Raw genomic sequence first — 15,126 nt, forward strand, 5'->3', positions numbered from 1 at the left:
GTTGACCATGGCGACGTCGAATAACAACCACCGGGTGCATCCCGCATCGGCCGACGCTCCCGCGCGCGGCGGAGCCGCCTTCGACCTGCGTGCCCTCCTCGATGGTCCCGGCGCCGATCCGGTCGGCCTGATGGAGGAGCACATCAACCCCTCGTTCGCGCGGGTGCTGCGGACGATCGGCTTTGATCCGACCTATGTCCGCGGCGAGGGGGCCTACCTCTTCGACGACCAGGGCAACCGCTACATCGACTGCCTGGGCGGCTACGCCGTTTTCGCCCTCGGCCGGAACCATCCGGTCATCAAGGATGCGATCCGCCAGGCGCTGGACCTAGACCTGCCCAACCTCCCGGGCGTCGGCCCGTTCCGCACGGCCGGGCTGCTCGCGAAGGAGTTGCTCGCCGTGGCTCCGGGCAATGCCGGCGGTGCGCCGCCGGGGGGCGCGGGGTTGGACACCGTGTTCTTCACGAGTTCCGGTTCGGAGGCCGTTGAGGTCGCTCTTAAGTACGCCAGGGTGTTCACCGGGCGGGAGCGGTTCGTGTACTGCTCGAAGTCGTACCACGGCCTGACGCTGGGCTCGCTCTCGGTGAATGGCAACGCGGATTTCCGCGATGGATTCGGCTCGCTGCTCAACGCATCGGAGGTGCCCTTCAACGATCTGGCTGCCCTCGAGCAGGAGCTTCGACGCGGTCAGGTCGCGGCGTTTGTCGTCGAGCCGATCCAAGGGAAAGGTGTTCATATTCCCGCCGCGGGCTACCTGGCGGGGGCGCAGGAACTCTGCCGCCGGTATGGCGCGGTGCTCATCGCCGATGAGATCCAGACCGGCTTCGGCCGCACCGGCGCGATGTTCGCGTGCGACCACTGGGGCTTCGTGCCGGACATGATGGTCGTCGCCAAGGCCCTCTCGGGCGGCCTGGTTCCCGTTGGTGCGGTGCTCACGCGGCGGGACATCCATACTGCGACGTTCTCATCGCTCGACCGCTGCTCGCGGATGCAGACCACCTTCGGGATGAACGACCTCGCGATGGTCGCCGGTCTGGCGACGCTGCACGCGCTCCGCACCGAGCGGCTCGTCGAGCACACGGCGCACGTGGGGGACTACCTCCTTGCCTCGCTCCGCGAGCGGCTCGCTCCCTACCAGATGGTCAAGGATGTCCGCGGCAAGGGGCTGATGATCGCCATCGAGTTCGCCTCGCCCAAGTCGCTCGGGCTCAAGGTCGGTTGGAACCTGCTGCACTCGGTCGACCACAGCCTCTTCTGCCAGGCGATCCTGATGCCGCTGTTCTCCGAGCACCGGATCCTCGCCCAGGTTGCGGGGCACCGCCAGGATGTGATCAAGCTCATCCCGCCGCTGGTGCTCTCGAAGGCCGACTGCGACCAAGTCGTCAACGCGCTCGATGCGACGATCGGCGCCTGCCACACGTTCCCCGGCCCGGCGTGGGAGGTGGGCAAGAAACTGACCGCGGCGGCCATGAAGCGCATGGCCCCGGCGAAGGCCTGACGGGTTCCAAGCGGCGGGCCCGCTCGTTCGTTATCCTCAACGAGGATCACCCGGTTTTAGTCCCACGCCAACTCGGGCTTGGGGTGTGGCCGGGTACAACCTCTCGGGGAGATTCATCATGACGCAGACGACTGGAACACCCGGCGCGGGGGTCGCGGCGGGCAACGTGGCCGCGGGAGTTCGTAAGACCTCGGGCGCCGCCATGATCTTCGGCATCCTGCTCGTGCTCGCGGGGACGGTGGCGGTCATGGTGCCGCAGGCGACCTCCATTGCCTCCGCCATGTTCATCGGCTGGATGCTGATTGTCGGCGGGGTGCTCGGGTGCGCGGCGTCGATGGGGCTGGGGGGTGGAGTGCGGATCATCGCCGGCCTCCTGCTGGGGCTGGTCAGCATCGTCGCGGGATTCCTGATGGTCTGGGACCCGGTGACCGCGGTGCTGGGAGTCAGCCTCGCGCTGGGGATCTACTTCCTGGTCGCCGGCGTCATGCGGCTGCCCATGGCCATGCACCTCAGGGGCACCGGGCACGCGGGGTGGGTGCTCTTCGGGGCGATCATCGACATCCTGCTGGGCGTCATCGTGCTGCGGAGGTGGCCCATTGACTTCTGGATCGTGGGGCTGCTCGTCGGGTTCCAACTGATCTTCACCGGCTGGTTCTGGATCATGGCCGGGTCGTGGGTGCGCAAGGCGGCCGCGTAGCGGCCCGGACGCGCGACCATTCCGAGGCGCGGGCCCCGGTTCCGGTTGTCTTTCGGACGCCGACAGCTACGATCCGCGCGAATGTCGAAAACCGTGAAATCAGACCGCCTCCTCGCCCTCCCGCCGTTCCTGTTCGACGAGATCGACCGCAAGAAACGCGAGCGGATCGCCGCGGGCGCGGACGTCATCAACCTCGGTGTAGGCGACCCCGACCAACCGACCCCGGAGTTCATCGTCGATGAGATGAACCGCGCTATGCGGGAGCTGGTCAACCAGCAATACCCCGCCGTCGGCGGCGGCATGCGGGTTTTTCGCGAGGCCGCGGCGGAATTCATGCAGAGGCGCTTCGGCGTCACGATCGATCCGATGCGGCACGTGATCGCACTGCTCGGCAGCAAGGATGGAATCGCCCACCTTCCATGGGCGGTGACCAACCCCGGCGACCGCGTGCTGGTGCCGGACCCGGCCTACCCGGTCTACGAGATCGGCGCCACGATGGCCGGCTGCGTTGTCGAGAAGATGCCCGTCTCCCGGGAATCGGGCTGGAAGCCGCTGCTCGAGAACGGCGCCCCGTCCGACGCGGCGGCCCGGCTCCTCTGGCTCAACTACCCGAGCAACCCCACGGCGGCCTCCGCGGATGTGGGCTTCTACGAGCGGGCGATCGAATGGGCCGCTGGGCACTCGGACAAGGCTCGCCCGATGATCGTCTGCTCGGACCTCGCGTACAGCGAGCTCTACATGTCCGACGGCCGGCCGCCGAGCCTCTGGCAGGCCCGCAACGCGGGCATCAACGACACCCCCGCGATCGAGTTCCACTCGCTGAGCAAGACGTTCAACATGACCGGATGGCGGCTCGGCTTCGCCGTCGGCCATGCCGACGTGGTGGGCGCACTCAACGCCGTCAAGAGCAATGTTGACTCGGGCACGTTCAACGCGATCCAGCAGGCCGGGGCGGCGGCGCTCCGGCGATTCGATGGTCCGGAGGTCGCGGCGATGCGGCGGCTCTACCGCGAGCGGCGGGACGCGGCAGTAGCCGGGTTCCGTGCAGCGGGGTGCGAGATCGAGTCGCCGGACGCCGGGTTCTTCGTCTGGGCCCGCACGCCGCACGGGATGGACTCGATGCAGTTCGCGGCCCGGCTGCTGGAGAAGGCCGATGTCGTGGTGGTGCCGGGCGCGGGCTTCAGCCCCCGCGCCAGGGAGTACTTCCGGGTCGCCCTGACGGTGGACTCCCATCGCCTGACCGAGGCCGCCGAACGGATGAAGCGGCTGACGTGGTGATTGTGGGTCCAGGCTTCGGGAACCGGGGGATTCCCACGGGCGTAGCGCAGATCAGCCGATAGTCATTCGTGTGTGTGGTCGGCCCACTCGGGCCGGAGAGAAGTCGGCAGGAACCGTTGCGGAGACGGTCGTTCGAGTCCGCTGTGTCGGTACGCGCGTTGGTCTGGAGCGGTCATGTGGTTCATCGTGGCAGCGGTCCTGGTTCTCGTGGCCGCGGCGTGGTTCGTCGTGGCCAAGCTGTCGGCACGCGCGGCTGAGGAGCGGGCCGAGCGAGTGCGGCGCTACGCGATCCGCGATACCGGCGAGCGGCTCGGCTTTGCTCCATCCGCGACCGAAACGTCCGCGGACCCGCAGGCCGATACGGCGACAACCATCCAGTACCTCTCCCGCGGGCCCGGGGATGAGATCCCGGCGGCCTCGATCGAGCCTGATCTTGCGTCTATCGCGTCGGCCGAACCCGGCGCGGGGGATGGCGGAACGCACGGCCGCCTGGTGACCACCCCCGACGGCGAGATGATCCTGACAACGCCCCCGTTCTCACAGCGGCCCACGCTGCTGAGCAACCGCGAGGCGGAATATGCCGCCGCGATCCGCAAACGCCTGCCCGAGTCGCTCGTGCTCTGCCCGAAAGTCCGGCTCGAGTCCATGGTCATGCCGACGCCACCCGATGGGCGCGACCCCGCCGACTGGCGCACGTGGCGCAAGCGGGTACGAGTCCGGGCGGTGGACCTGGTGATCTGCGACGCCCGGACATGGCGGCCAGTTCTGGCGATCGAGATCGATCAGCCCGGCACGCACGCCAGGCAGGTCGCAGGCGGCGTCGACCGGATGGTCGACGAGGTACTCGCGACGGTTGGGATCCCGCTCGTGCGCTGCCGCGGCGACGATGCGAGCGCCGATTGGCCGATGATCGCCCCCTACCTTGCGGGCGCAGCGGGGAAGTAGCCGCGCCTTAGATGGGACTGGATGGCGCAGCGACCCCCTCGAACGCAACTCCCCGTTTCGGGATCGATTCGCCGCATTCGGGGCAGGCATCCGTCGCGAGGTCGAGCAGGCTGTACCCGCACGCAGCGCACAGCGGCTCCCGTGTCCGAACGCTCAGCACGAGCCGGCAACCAGCGCAGAACGAGTCGCCGATCGGCGCCACCTGACGAACACGGCACCTGGGGCAGGCCAGGTCGATGCCCGTGAACTCTTTCGTCGTGGCCGTTGTCTCCACGCTCACCCGGCGGCCCAGCCGAAGTTTCAGAGCTATCGCCAGCGTGCCGCACACGGTCAGGATCCCCGCGGCCGCGGTCAGCCGAGCCAAGGCATCCCCGGAGGAGTCCCAGCGACCACTGTCGCCGAACCCCACAGCGAGATAGGCCGCGCCGCCTGCCGTGACCAGAGCCGCCGCAACGGTGCCCCGGCGAAGCCAGACCCAATTGCCGGGCATGTTGATCCGCACCAGCAGGTTCGCAAAGGCCAGCCCAATCGTGCCCGCTGTGAACGACGAGTAGATGCGCCAGAGCTCCTGCGCCGGCGCCCGGTACATGGACGTTTCTTTGGCCGCGATCGCGGCGCCCGCAATCGCGAACAGCACGCCGAGATACCTCCAGGGTCGGTCCTCCGGCTTCGTGCCGACAAGGCAGAGCGAACCGAACAGAAGGATGGTCCCGGCGGTCAGCGACACGGTGCCGAGTTGGTCCAGATCGAGCCAGATCGCCATCGCGATTCCCACCCACATCGCGGCCGCGAGCGTCGCAGTGACCGGCCACGCCCGTTGCCATGCCGCCGCCGACTTTGCTGCCGTGGCGCCGGTCACCACTCCGCCCAGGACCGCCGTCGCGGTCGCCGTTCCAATGAGTTGCATGAACAGATTGAACCCCAGCACGTCGGCCCATGTCGTCATCAGCACCATCCAGAACGTCGCCAGCAGCGTCACCAGGCCCACCATTGCGGCGGGCCGCTGTTCGCGACGGTCCAGCAGGCGGGTCATTTGCACGAGAATGCCCGTCGCTACCGACCCCTCGATGCACGTCAGCACGATGCGCCACAGCACCATCGAACTACCGGTGAACACCGCGAGGACGGCCGAGAACGCCGCCGCGGCCAGCAGCGCGAGGGTGATCCGAAGCAACAATCTTTTCGTGGGCATGAACAGGCTCCCGGAGGGCTTCCGAGCGGCCAGCGTACATCAGATCAAACAGCCTGGGAGTTCGTACCCACCTTACTCAGGCGTTGTAAACCCGCGGCGGTACCGCACCTGGTCCGCAACCCGTGCCACCCCGGCGGGCGTCAGGCGTGCGGGGGAGTCGCATTCGGGCATCGGCCGCGCCGCGGCGAGGAAGTCGGCCGTGTTGCCGCGGTAGGTCTGCTTTCCATCAATGAGGAAGCACGAACCCGCCCGCCACGCTTCCGGTCCGCCCTCGCGGTAGTCGCTCATGTCAACGCGGACCGGCTTGCGGCTGGCCTGGTGAAACGCCTGCTTCGGGCTCACCGGGGCCCAGCAGGAGCGGTCCCCTTCCTCGGCGTAGCAGACGAAGTACTCCCCCTCGACGATCGGTTCGTCCGCCGAGCAGGGGCATCGCTCGGCGGAGAGGTCACCATGACTGATGAGCAGTGCATCACCCAACGCCATTCCGGTGGCCTCCGTGGCGGGCGTGTCTCAGATCTCGATCACCATCGCCACCGAGTTGCCGCCGCCCAGGCAGAGCGCCGCGACGCCGCGCTTCCCGCCCGTCCGCTTGAGTTGATGGATCAGCGTGGTCAGCACGCGGGCGCCGCTGGCCCCGATCGGGTGCCCCAGCGCGATGCCGCCGCCGCAGATGTTGAGCTTCTTCTCGTCGATCCCAATGGCCTTGGTGTTGCACAGGATCTGTGCCGCGAAGGCCTCGTTGATCTCGAACAGGTCGATGTCCTTCACCCCCAGCCCAGCTTTCTTCAGCACTCCCTCGATGCCGCTGATCGGCGCCGCGAAGATGTCCTTGGGCGCCACGCCGCTGGTGTGATACGCCACGATCCTCGCGACAGGCTTGATGCCCAGGCTCTCCGCCGTGGCGCTCGACGCCACCGCGAGGGCAGCGGCGCCGTCGCTGATCTGGCTGGCGTTCGCCGCCGTGACGGTGCCGTCCTTCTCGAACACGGGGCGGAGTTTCGCGACCGAGTCGATCGTCGAATCCGCCCGGATCCCTTCGTCCGCGCTCACGCCGGGCGACTTTCGGTCCATGCACTGCTCGCCCGTCAGCGCCACGATCTCATCTTTAAACCATCCCTGCTTGGTCGCCTCAGCCGCACGCTGGTGGCTCTGGACGCTGAAACGGTCCTGGTCGGCTCGGCTGACCTCGTGCTTCTTCGCGATGTGGTCTGCGGCGTTCCCCATTGCCCAGCACTCGAAGGCGCACCGGAGGCCGTCGTACGCCATCACGTCCTCCATCGGCGTGGGGCCGAACTTCACGCCTTCGCGGACGCGAGCGAAGTGGGGGGCGGCGGTCATGTTCTCGAACCCGCCCGCGATCACCACCCCTGTGTTGTCGCCCGCCTTGATCGACTGCGCCGCCTGCATGACCGCCTGCAGACCGCTGCCGCAGACCTTGTTCACCGTGACCGCCGACATGGTCTCCGGGAGCCCGGCCTTGAGCGCCGCCTGCCGAGCCGGGTTCTGCCCGAGCCCCGCCTGCAGCACACAGCCCATGATCACCTCCTGCACCGCGTCCTTGAGCTTGGGCTGTTCGGACAGCAGCGCCTGGATCGCGTACGACCCGAGGATCGGGGAGGGAACCTTGGACAGGCCGCCGAAAAAACGGCCGATAGGGGTCCGCTTCGCGGCAAGAATGACAGGCTGGGTGGTCGACATGCTCGGATTCTCCTTCGAAGTCCAAGGATAGGTCTCAACCGCACAAGGTGAAGCCCCTGCCGCGAGGCGATTCGCCATCTCCGGTCCCTGATCCGTCGCCTCAGGCTCTCGTGCCGGCGTCCCCGGGCCGCCGCGCATGGCTGGCCTCGGAGTTACTGGTCCTCTTCGGGATTGGACCGGCCGCGTTGTGGCTGATGCCTGTCCGCGGCCTGGTCATCCCGATTCTGCTCCTTGTCGCGGCGGGGGTCCTCGTAGTCCTCCTGACCGATCGCACGTTCGATCGACGCTTGCTCTGGGGCCGGACTGGACTGCGCCGCGAAGCCCCCCGGATCTGCATCCAGTTCGCGATCGCCGCTGCTGCCATCGCCGGAGCGATTCAGTTGACCAGGCCCGACCTTTCGTTCGCGTTCATCCGCGGCAACCCAAGGGTCTGGGCGGTCGTGATGGTGCTCTATCCGCTCCTGAGCGCCTATCCGCAGGAACTTGTGTACCGCACGTTCCTGTTCCACCGCTACCAGCCACTTCTTCGCGGACGCGCGGCCCTCTTTGCGGCCAGCGCTGCGGCCTTCGGTTGGGCTCATGTCATCCTGGACAACTGGCTCGCCGTCGGGATGTCCACGCTGGGCGGCGTGCTCTTCGCCTGGACCTATTCGCGCAGCCGTTCCACCGCCGCGGCCTGGTTCGAGCACTCGCTCTACGGCTGCATGGTCTTCACCGTCGGCCTCGGCGCGTTCTTCTACGGCGGACGCCTGCGGGTCCTCTAGCGATGCCCCGGCGCAGGGTTACTCAAACCGGTTGAACACCAGCTCGCCCAGGGTCGCCGGGCGGTGCTCGGCGAGAAGGGCCAGTTCCGAGGGCATCAGCCGATTCCTTGCTGCATCGTCCACGCTCAGCGGCTGCGCGAGCGTCCCCGGCGAGAGCACGACGTGATCATCGAACGCCTCGCGGATGGCATCGTCATCCACATACACCCGCGGCGACTGGTCCACATCCTCGCACACGGCAACCAGCGGGTGCACCGTGTGCAGCAGGATGTCGCGCCGGATCCCGCCATGGCCTTGCAGCGTCACCACGCAGAAGCTGGCCCCGCCATCGATGCCCCGGAACCCCGCCACCTCCCACCCGGTGCGCCGCGCAAACTCGGCACAGCGGGCTCGGAACTGCGCGATATCCGCCGCCGACGTCGGCGTGACGCCGTTGGGAACGATCCCGCTGATCCCCGGCCTCAGGAGCGAGTCGACCGGCACGAGGCGTCCGGCGCCCATCTCGGCCTCGATCTGAGCCCGAGCCGCCCGCCGCGCGGTGGACTCGGTCGGCGCCGGCCCGCCCGCATCCACCATCCTCTCGAGCATCGCCCGCTCGCTGGTGCGAATCCGGGCGGCCATCCATTCACTCCCGCCACCCACGACGATGTACAGCACCAGCATCAGCACACCGACCGTGAACGCCATGATCCCGCCGATCGCATTGAGCGTGTACAGCACGCCTGCGATCACGAGCACCGCGAACGCGAGGAGCAGCCGCCACGACCACTTCAGCGCGGCCCCAGAGGCTGTGCGGTGCTCGGGGAAGTGGTCCTGCACCGCCGCGATCCGGTCCTCCCGGATCGCTGGGTGGATCGGTGCGACCGATGGCCCCGTTTCGACGGTGAGTACCCTCTCGCCGCCCGCCGGGCGCACGGAAACAAAGCCCTTCTTCTCGGAACCAGTAGTGGGTGCCATCGTCACGCTCCTTTTCGGTCAGGGTCGCGCGGCGAGGGTGGCGTTGATGCCCCGCAGAAGCCGGTCATCTCGACCACGGGCGGCGCGGCGTGCTACGCTGGATTCCTTATTCTACGACCGCAGTTCCGGCCGTGTTTGTTCCATCTCCAGATCGTCCGTCGACCCCGCAGGAACCCCGTCAATGCCCGTCACCTCCGATACCCGTGTTGTCCTCCCCGCCGACACCAACCAGGCCCTCGGCCTGGGCCAGTTCGCTGTCGAGTTCATGAACGGCGATCAAGGGGTCCGCGGCGAGCCCGACGACACGGTCCTCGATCGCACCAACATGTTCCACACCGACGCTGTCCTCTGCGGCGCCTCGGCCCTGGCGCTCGGCGCCAACTCCCCCACGGTGCTCCGCAACGAAGCGCTGCAGTACCGAATGCCGCCCGCGGGCACCGGCACACTCGGCGGCGTGCTCGGCTCCTCCAACGGCCAGGCCCGGCGGGGCGGGGCGCCGGTCTTTGGTTCACGGGTCGATGTCGCCGTGGAGAAGGCCATCCTCGCCAACGCCGCCGCCGTCCGCGAATGGGATTCCAACGGGACCAACTTCGGCTACTCCACCCAGCGTCCCCACCACCGCGCCGGCGAGTTCGGGCACAACGACTTTTACTCTGTCCCCCTTGCCGCGGCCCAGATGATGGGGCGCGACGGCGAGTACGCCCTCCGCGGTATGATCCTGCTCGACGAGATCCGCGGCCGCCTCGCCGAGGTCTTCAGCCTCAAGACCTACAAGATCGACCACGTCGTCCACGGCGCCATCGGTTCCGCCGCCGCGTTCGGCGCCATGATGGGCGCGACGCCCGAGCAGATCGAGTCGGCCATCGGCATGTTCGTCGCGCACTTCATCCCCTTCCGCGCCATCCGGCACGGCCACCAGCTCTCCGATTCCAAGGGCGCCAGCGCCGCCATCTCCACCGAAGCCGCGATCCAGTGCATGAAGCGGTCCATGGCCGGCTTCATCGGCCCCAAGGACATCTTCCGCAACCCCGAGGCGGTCTTCTGCCTGATGAAGAAGTACGGCGGCGAGAGCATTCCCAAGGGGCAGTCCCCGTTCGACCTGGTTCTCAGCCGCGCCGGCTCGGACTTCACGGTCATGGGCATGCACTTCAAGATCGGCCTCTACGAGCACCAGTCCGCCGGCGCCCTGCAGGGACTGATCGATCTCATCGCCAAGAACCCGCGGCTGCTCGATGATCCCTCCGGCGGCCGCATCGGGCAGATTGTCGTCACCGCCTACGAGCCGGCGTTCTCGATCATCGGTGACCCCCACAAGCGGGACCCCCACACCCGCCAGAGCGCCGACCACTCGATGCTCTACCTCGTTTGCACCATGCTCCGCAAGGCCCTGGAGGCCAGGCACGCGATGCGCGGCTCCGACGGCCGGACGCTCACGTGGCACGAACTCATGCTCCTGCCCCACGATTTCAGCCACGCGGCGATCATGCACCCGGTCACCCGGTCGCTGATGGCCAAGATGACCTTCCAGCACGGCGGCCCGGAGTACGACGCCAAGTACCCCGACGGCATCCCCACCTCGATGCAGATCACCGACGATGCCGGCGCCGTCGCCGATTCGGGGCTGGTCATGTACCCCGCCGGCCACGCCCGCAACACCACCGCGGACCTCAAGGCCCTGCTCCACACCAAGTGGTCTCGACTCGGCGAACTCGCCGTGGGCGAGGGAAACGCCGCGGGCCTGATCAAGCGGCTGAGCGGCCTGGAGAAGAAGAAGCCCCGCGACATCGCCGAGCTCTATGACTTCGAGATCGTCAACCGCGGCAAGTTCGAGTAGACGCCCACGATGGATTGAACCCGCTACCGATCGGAGCCGGTAGCGACAGCGTTGAACCGCGGACGACGTCGACTCGCCGCGGCGTTGGCGCAGGAGTCAGAACCCGACGCTGGAGGCCCTCGGTGCTGATCGGCATTGGAATCGGCGTCCTGGCCATCATCGCCGTGATGCTGGCGCTGGACCTTGGTCTGTGGACGCGCCGCGACCGGGATGTGACGCCGGGCGAGGCGGCCGCCTCCGTCTCGCTCTGGGTCCTGGCGGCGATCGGGTGCGGGTTGCTCCTCGCGCGAATCCACGGCCAGGATTGGGCCGATGTCATCGACGAGACCGGCCTCCGCATCAGCGCGCGGGATATCCCTCAGCACATCTGGCTGCAGTACGCCTCGGTGTACTTCACGCAGCTCATGCTCAGCCTCGACAGCGTCGTCATCCTCGCAGCGGTCTTCGCCGAACTCGAGATCCGCGGCCGGCAGGGCCGCCGCCTGCTGTTGTGGATCGTGCTGCTGTCGCTGATGGTCCGGACCTCCCTGATCGGCGCGGGCTCCGTTATCGTCGCGACGCCGTGGGGCCGCTGGGTGTGCGCCGGCCTGCTGATCGCGACGACCGTCCGCCTGCTTGTGGTCCGCCGCCGCGACTCCAACATCGCGCGCCGGCTGCTGCTGGGCATGAAGCGAGGCATTCGGCGCTCCTCGTCGGCCCGTACGGTGTCCCCCGCCATGGCCGTGCTGATCGCCGTCGGCGCCGAGGCCGTCTTCTCGATCGATTCCGTGCCCGCGGCACTCGCGGTGTCACCGCACCCCTACATCGGGATCGTCGGCAGCGTCATGGCCGTGCTCGCGATGCGGTCGCTCTACTTCGCGATCGGCCCGGCGATGTCCCGCCTGCGGTACGTTCGGCTGTCGATCATCCTCGTGCTCGTGATGCTCACCGTGAAGGTGCTCTACGCGGACTACCGCCCTGAGGTGACCGCCGTGACGCTTCTCGGATCGCTCGGGGTCGTGGGCATCGGGTTCGGCGCCTCGCTGCTCCGGCTCCGACGCGGAGCCCCTCGCGCCATCGAGCCGACACCGCTTGAAGATATCGAGGAGGCGGCGCTGGCCGTCCGCCGCAACCTCCGCAAGGTCGCGGTGCTCATTGCGGGGACGATGATTCTGCTGCTGGGCGTGGTCATCGCGCCGCTCCCGGGTCCCGGGTTCGTGATCCTGGCGCCGATCGGGCTCGCCGTGCTGGCCACCGAGTTCCTCTGGGCCCGCGCGCTGCTGCAGCAGATGAAGTCCCGCCTTGCCGATGCGCAGAAGACGACCGAGCGCCTCGCCTCCCGTTCCTCCCCGTGGCTCGTGCCGCTCGTCTTTGCGGGGTATACGGCGGGCATATTCGTGCTGGCGCACCTGATGCCGCCGCGCGGCACCCGGTTCGTCTGGCTCGGCTCGATCGGCGGCTACCTGCTGCTGACGTTCTGGGCGGCGAGGGTGCTGCTCCTCGCCCGCGCACGATCCGCCGAGTCCGCCTCGAAGAGACAAGACGACCCCGGCGTTCCGCCGGGCAGCGGTTTGGGATAAGGTGCACGGCATGCACGACGACCTGCCGCTGATCAAGACCATCGCCGCCGGGTTCACCGGCGCCTGGCTCCTGGGTCTGCTGACCCAGCGGCTGCGGCTGTCGCCGATCGTCGGCTACCTGCTCGCGGGCGTCCTCATCGGCCCGTACACGCCGGGGTTCGTCGGCGACGTGAAGATCGCACAGCAACTCGCCGAGGTCGGCGTCATCCTCCTCATGTTCGGCGTCGGCCTGCACTTCAACCTGAAAGACCTCCTCGCGGTCAAGGGCGTCGCGATCCCCGGGGCGATCGGGCAGAGCCTCGTCGCGACCCTGCTCGGAATGCTGATCTTCGGGATGCTGGGCTTCCCGTTGCAGGCGGGCGCGGTGCTCGGCATGGCGATGGCCGTCGCCAGCACGGTGGTCCTGATGCGGGTGCTCATGGACGCCGACGTGCTCAACTCCCCGCAGGGTCACGTGGCCGTCGGCTGGCTGATCGTCGAGGACATCTTCACCGTCGTGCTCCTCGTGCTGATCCCGGTGCTCGGCAAGGGGCTCGTCGACGGCGCGGACGCCGCGGCAGCCGGCGAGACCGCGCCGCCGGCGCTCTGGGTCACGCTCGGGCTGGCGATGCTCAAACTCGGGGCCCTGGTCGCGATCGTGCTCTTCGGCGGATCGCGGGTCATCCCCTGGGTGCTGGTGCGGGTGGCCCGCCTCCGGTCCCGCGAACTCTTCACGCTGACGATCCTGGTCTTCTCGATCGCGATCGCCGTGGGCTCGTACTACTTCTTCGGCGCCTCGATGGCCCTCGGGGCATTCCTCGCCGGGATGGTCGTCTCCCAATCGCCGGTCAGCCACCAGGCCGCCGCCGATGCGCTGCCGATGCGCGACGCCTTCGCCGTTCTGTTCTTCGTCTCGGTCGGCATGCTCTTCGACCCCACGATCCTGGTGCGAGAGCCCCTCATGATCCTCGCCGGGCTGGGGATCATCCTGCTCGCCAAGCCGATCGTCGCGCTCATCATCGTGGCGATCCTCGGCCACTCCGTGCGCACCGCGCTGACGGTGGCGATCGGCCTGGCGCAGATCGGAGAGTTCTCCTTCATCCTCGCGGAACTGGCGGAGCGAGAGCGCCTGCTGCCCCATGCGGGCTACCACATCCTGGTCGCCTCCGCGATCATCTCGATCGTGGTGAACCCGCTGCTGTTCCGCTCGGTGCCCACAGTTGAAACATGGCTCCGCTCCCGGCCGGCGCTCTGGCGGCTGTTGAACGGACGCGCCGAGCGTTTGGCCCTCGCGCGGAACCGAGACGCAGCGGACGCCACCCGGCAGCGCCACCAGGCGGGCGAACGCCTGGCCGTCGTCATCGGCTTCGGCCCGGTCGGCAGGTCGGTTCACCGGCTCCTGCGCGAGGCCGGGGTCTCGACCGTCGTCGTCGACCTGAACCTGGACAGTGTGTCGCGCCTCAACGAGCAGGGCGCCGCGGCCATCTTCGGCGATGCCTCGCACGAGAGCATCCTCGAGCAGGCCGGAGTCCGCCACGCGTCCCACGTCGTCCTCACCCTGCCCAGCGCCGCCGAACGCGCCGCGGTGGTCGCAGCGATCCGCAACCTCAACCCCAAGGCGCGGATCCTGGTCCGCGCACGGTACCTCAGCGAGCGGGAAGACCTCGAAAGGGCCGGTGCAACGCTCGCCGTGTTCGAGGAGGCCGAGGCCGCCGTGGCACTCGCCCGCCTCGTGCTGGCGGACACCGGCGTCCACCGCGAGGCCGCCGAGCGGAAGGTGCGGGACCTGCGGCTGCAACTGATCCGCGAGAACATGGCCCACATCCGCAGCCAGCGCGTCCGGAGCGTGATGGTGCCCTGGACCCGCGTGAAGCGGCTCGCGCGGTCGGCCACCCGGGAGCAGGTGCTAAGCGAAGTCGCGGCCCACCGGTTCTCCCGCTGGCCCGTTCTTGATGACCGGTCGGGCCAGGTCAACGGCTACCTGCTCTCGAAGGATCTGATCGCCGGCGCATCGACGGGCAGCGACTGGACCGGCCTTGTCAGACCGCTCGAATCGATCGGGCCCGACGACAGCGTCGAGTCGATTCTCGCGCGGATGCAGAGCGAGGGCGCCACGCTCTACCTCGTCACCGACGGCGCCGCCCCGATCGGCATGATCACCCTCGAGGACATCCTCGAGCAGGTCGTCGGCCGGATCGAGGACGAGTACCCGCACGAGGAAGGGATCTCTCTCGCCGAAGCCGTGAACGCCGGCGGCGTGGTGCTCGACCTCATCGCCAGCACCCGGGACGAGGTCATCCGCGATCTGGCCGCGAAGGTAGCGGGACGGGTCGCGCCGGGAGACGACGTCGCCGCGCTCGCCATCGCCCACGAGAACGAGTTCTCAACAGACCTCGGGGTGGGCATCGCCGTCCCCCACACGCGCTGCGCGGGGATCGTCTCGCCGGTAGTCGTGTTCGGGCGGTGCGCCCAGGGCGTGGTCTTCTCCCCCGGATCGCCCGAGCCCGTGCGGCTGGTCTTCCTGCTCGTCACGCCGGAGGACGATCCCGAGGCGCAGCTGGCGCTCCTCGCGCAGGTCGCCGCGTGCACCAACGAACCCGCGGCGAGGGAGAGCCTGCTCAAGGCCAGCCGCGCCGACGAGGTGATCGGGCTCCTCTCGAAGCGCCGCCCCGGCTGAGCGGTACGATGGGCCGGTCGACACAGGGCCGATCCCGGGAGCCGCCCC

Annotated in this window: 12 protein-coding genes; 8 read left to right on the top strand and 4 right to left on the bottom strand. The window is 68.4% G+C overall.

Features of this window, described 5'->3' with window-relative positions; genetic code table 11:
• Positions 1–7: 7 nt before the first annotated feature.
• From KF745_13685 to KF745_13700, 4 genes are all read left to right on the top strand, one after another.
• On the top strand, positions 8–1,498 hold the full coding sequence (locus tag KF745_13685) for an aspartate aminotransferase family protein (protein MBX3359466.1): 1,491 nt from the start codon (positions 8–10) through the stop codon (positions 1,496–1,498).
• A 118-nt stretch (positions 1,499–1,616) separates the two neighbouring features.
• Positions 1,617–2,195 (top strand): DUF308 domain-containing protein, encoded by a 579-nt coding sequence (locus KF745_13690; GenBank protein ID MBX3359467.1) that lies wholly within the window; start codon positions 1,617–1,619, stop codon positions 2,193–2,195.
• Positions 2,196–2,276: 81 nt separating this feature from the next.
• Positions 2,277–3,473, top strand: a complete 1,197-nt coding sequence (locus tag KF745_13695; protein ID MBX3359468.1) for an aminotransferase class I/II-fold pyridoxal phosphate-dependent enzyme — start codon at positions 2,277–2,279, stop codon at positions 3,471–3,473.
• Between the two features lie 174 nt (positions 3,474–3,647).
• Positions 3,648–4,418 carry a DUF2726 domain-containing protein gene (locus tag KF745_13700; GenBank protein ID MBX3359469.1) on the top strand — a complete coding sequence of 257 codons (771 nt, stop codon included), beginning with the start codon at positions 3,648–3,650 and terminating at the stop codon, positions 4,416–4,418.
• Positions 4,419–4,425: 7 nt separating this feature from the next.
• On the opposite strand, the gene KF745_13705 is transcribed toward KF745_13700, so the two are convergent.
• From KF745_13705 to KF745_13715, 3 genes are all read right to left on the bottom strand, one after another.
• Complete coding sequence (locus KF745_13705; protein ID MBX3359470.1) at positions 4,426–5,610, bottom strand: hypothetical protein; 1,185 nt, start codon at positions 5,608–5,610, stop codon at positions 4,426–4,428.
• 72 nt (positions 5,611–5,682) lie between these two features.
• The gene (locus KF745_13710; GenBank protein MBX3359471.1) at positions 5,683–6,093 is read right to left on the bottom strand and encodes a hypothetical protein; all 411 of its coding nucleotides are present in this window, start codon (positions 6,091–6,093) and stop codon (positions 5,683–5,685) included.
• 27 nt (positions 6,094–6,120) lie between these two features.
• Positions 6,121–7,308 (bottom strand): thiolase family protein, encoded by a 1,188-nt coding sequence (locus KF745_13715; protein ID MBX3359472.1) that lies wholly within the window; start codon positions 7,306–7,308, stop codon positions 6,121–6,123.
• A gap of 110 nt (positions 7,309–7,418) precedes the next feature.
• Between KF745_13715 and KF745_13720 the strand changes: the two genes are divergently transcribed.
• Entirely contained in the window at positions 7,419–8,072 is a 654-nt protein-coding gene (locus tag KF745_13720) for a CPBP family intramembrane metalloprotease (GenBank protein MBX3359473.1), read from the top strand.
• An 18-nt stretch (positions 8,073–8,090) separates the two neighbouring features.
• Here KF745_13720 and KF745_13725 read toward each other — a convergent pair whose 3' ends face one another.
• A complete protein-coding gene (locus tag KF745_13725) occupies positions 8,091–9,029 on the bottom strand; it encodes a hypothetical protein (protein MBX3359474.1) in 939 nt (312 codons plus the stop codon).
• A gap of 181 nt (positions 9,030–9,210) precedes the next feature.
• Here KF745_13725 and KF745_13730 point away from each other — a divergent pair, with 181 nt between their 5' ends.
• The 3 genes from KF745_13730 to KF745_13740 all read left to right on the top strand — a co-directional run bounded on the left by KF745_13730 (position 9,211) and on the right by KF745_13740 (position 15,078).
• Positions 9,211–10,863 (top strand): MmgE/PrpD family protein, encoded by a 1,653-nt coding sequence (locus tag KF745_13730; GenBank protein ID MBX3359475.1) that lies wholly within the window; start codon positions 9,211–9,213, stop codon positions 10,861–10,863.
• 122 nt (positions 10,864–10,985) lie between these two features.
• The gene (locus tag KF745_13735) at positions 10,986–12,422 is read left to right on the top strand and encodes a hypothetical protein (protein MBX3359476.1); all 1,437 of its coding nucleotides are present in this window, start codon (positions 10,986–10,988) and stop codon (positions 12,420–12,422) included.
• Positions 12,423–12,432: 10 nt separating this feature from the next.
• Positions 12,433–15,078, top strand: a complete 2,646-nt coding sequence (locus KF745_13740; GenBank protein ID MBX3359477.1) for a cation:proton antiporter — start codon at positions 12,433–12,435, stop codon at positions 15,076–15,078.
• The last annotated feature ends 48 nt before the right edge of the window (positions 15,079–15,126 follow it).

This window comes from Phycisphaeraceae bacterium (assembly GCA_019636655.1).
Classification (GTDB): Bacteria; Planctomycetota; Phycisphaerae; order Phycisphaerales; family UBA1924; genus JAHBXB01.

Bases quoted from the DNA above. Each gene is read 5' to 3' on its own strand.
- KF745_13710 (MBX3359471.1), bottom strand. From the start codon at position 6,093: ATGGCGTTGGGTGATGCACTGCTCATCAGTCATGGTGACCTCTCCGCC.
- KF745_13700 (MBX3359469.1), top strand. From the start codon at position 3,648: ATGTGGTTCATCGTGGCAGCGGTCCTGGTTCTCGTGGCCGCGGCGTGG.
- KF745_13715 (MBX3359472.1), bottom strand. From the start codon at position 7,308: ATGTCGACCACCCAGCCTGTCATTCTTGCCGCGAAGCGGACCCCTATC.
- KF745_13725 (MBX3359474.1), bottom strand. From the start codon at position 9,029: ATGGCACCCACTACTGGTTCCGAGAAGAAGGGCTTTGTTTCCGTGCGC.
- KF745_13685 (MBX3359466.1), top strand. From the start codon at position 8: ATGGCGACGTCGAATAACAACCACCGGGTGCATCCCGCATCGGCCGAC.
- KF745_13740 (MBX3359477.1), top strand. From the start codon at position 12,433: ATGCACGACGACCTGCCGCTGATCAAGACCATCGCCGCCGGGTTCACC.
- KF745_13695 (MBX3359468.1), top strand. From the start codon at position 2,277: ATGTCGAAAACCGTGAAATCAGACCGCCTCCTCGCCCTCCCGCCGTTC.
- KF745_13730 (MBX3359475.1), top strand. From the start codon at position 9,211: ATGCCCGTCACCTCCGATACCCGTGTTGTCCTCCCCGCCGACACCAAC.
- KF745_13705 (MBX3359470.1), bottom strand. From the start codon at position 5,610: ATGCCCACGAAAAGATTGTTGCTTCGGATCACCCTCGCGCTGCTGGCC.
- KF745_13690 (MBX3359467.1), top strand. From the start codon at position 1,617: ATGACGCAGACGACTGGAACACCCGGCGCGGGGGTCGCGGCGGGCAAC.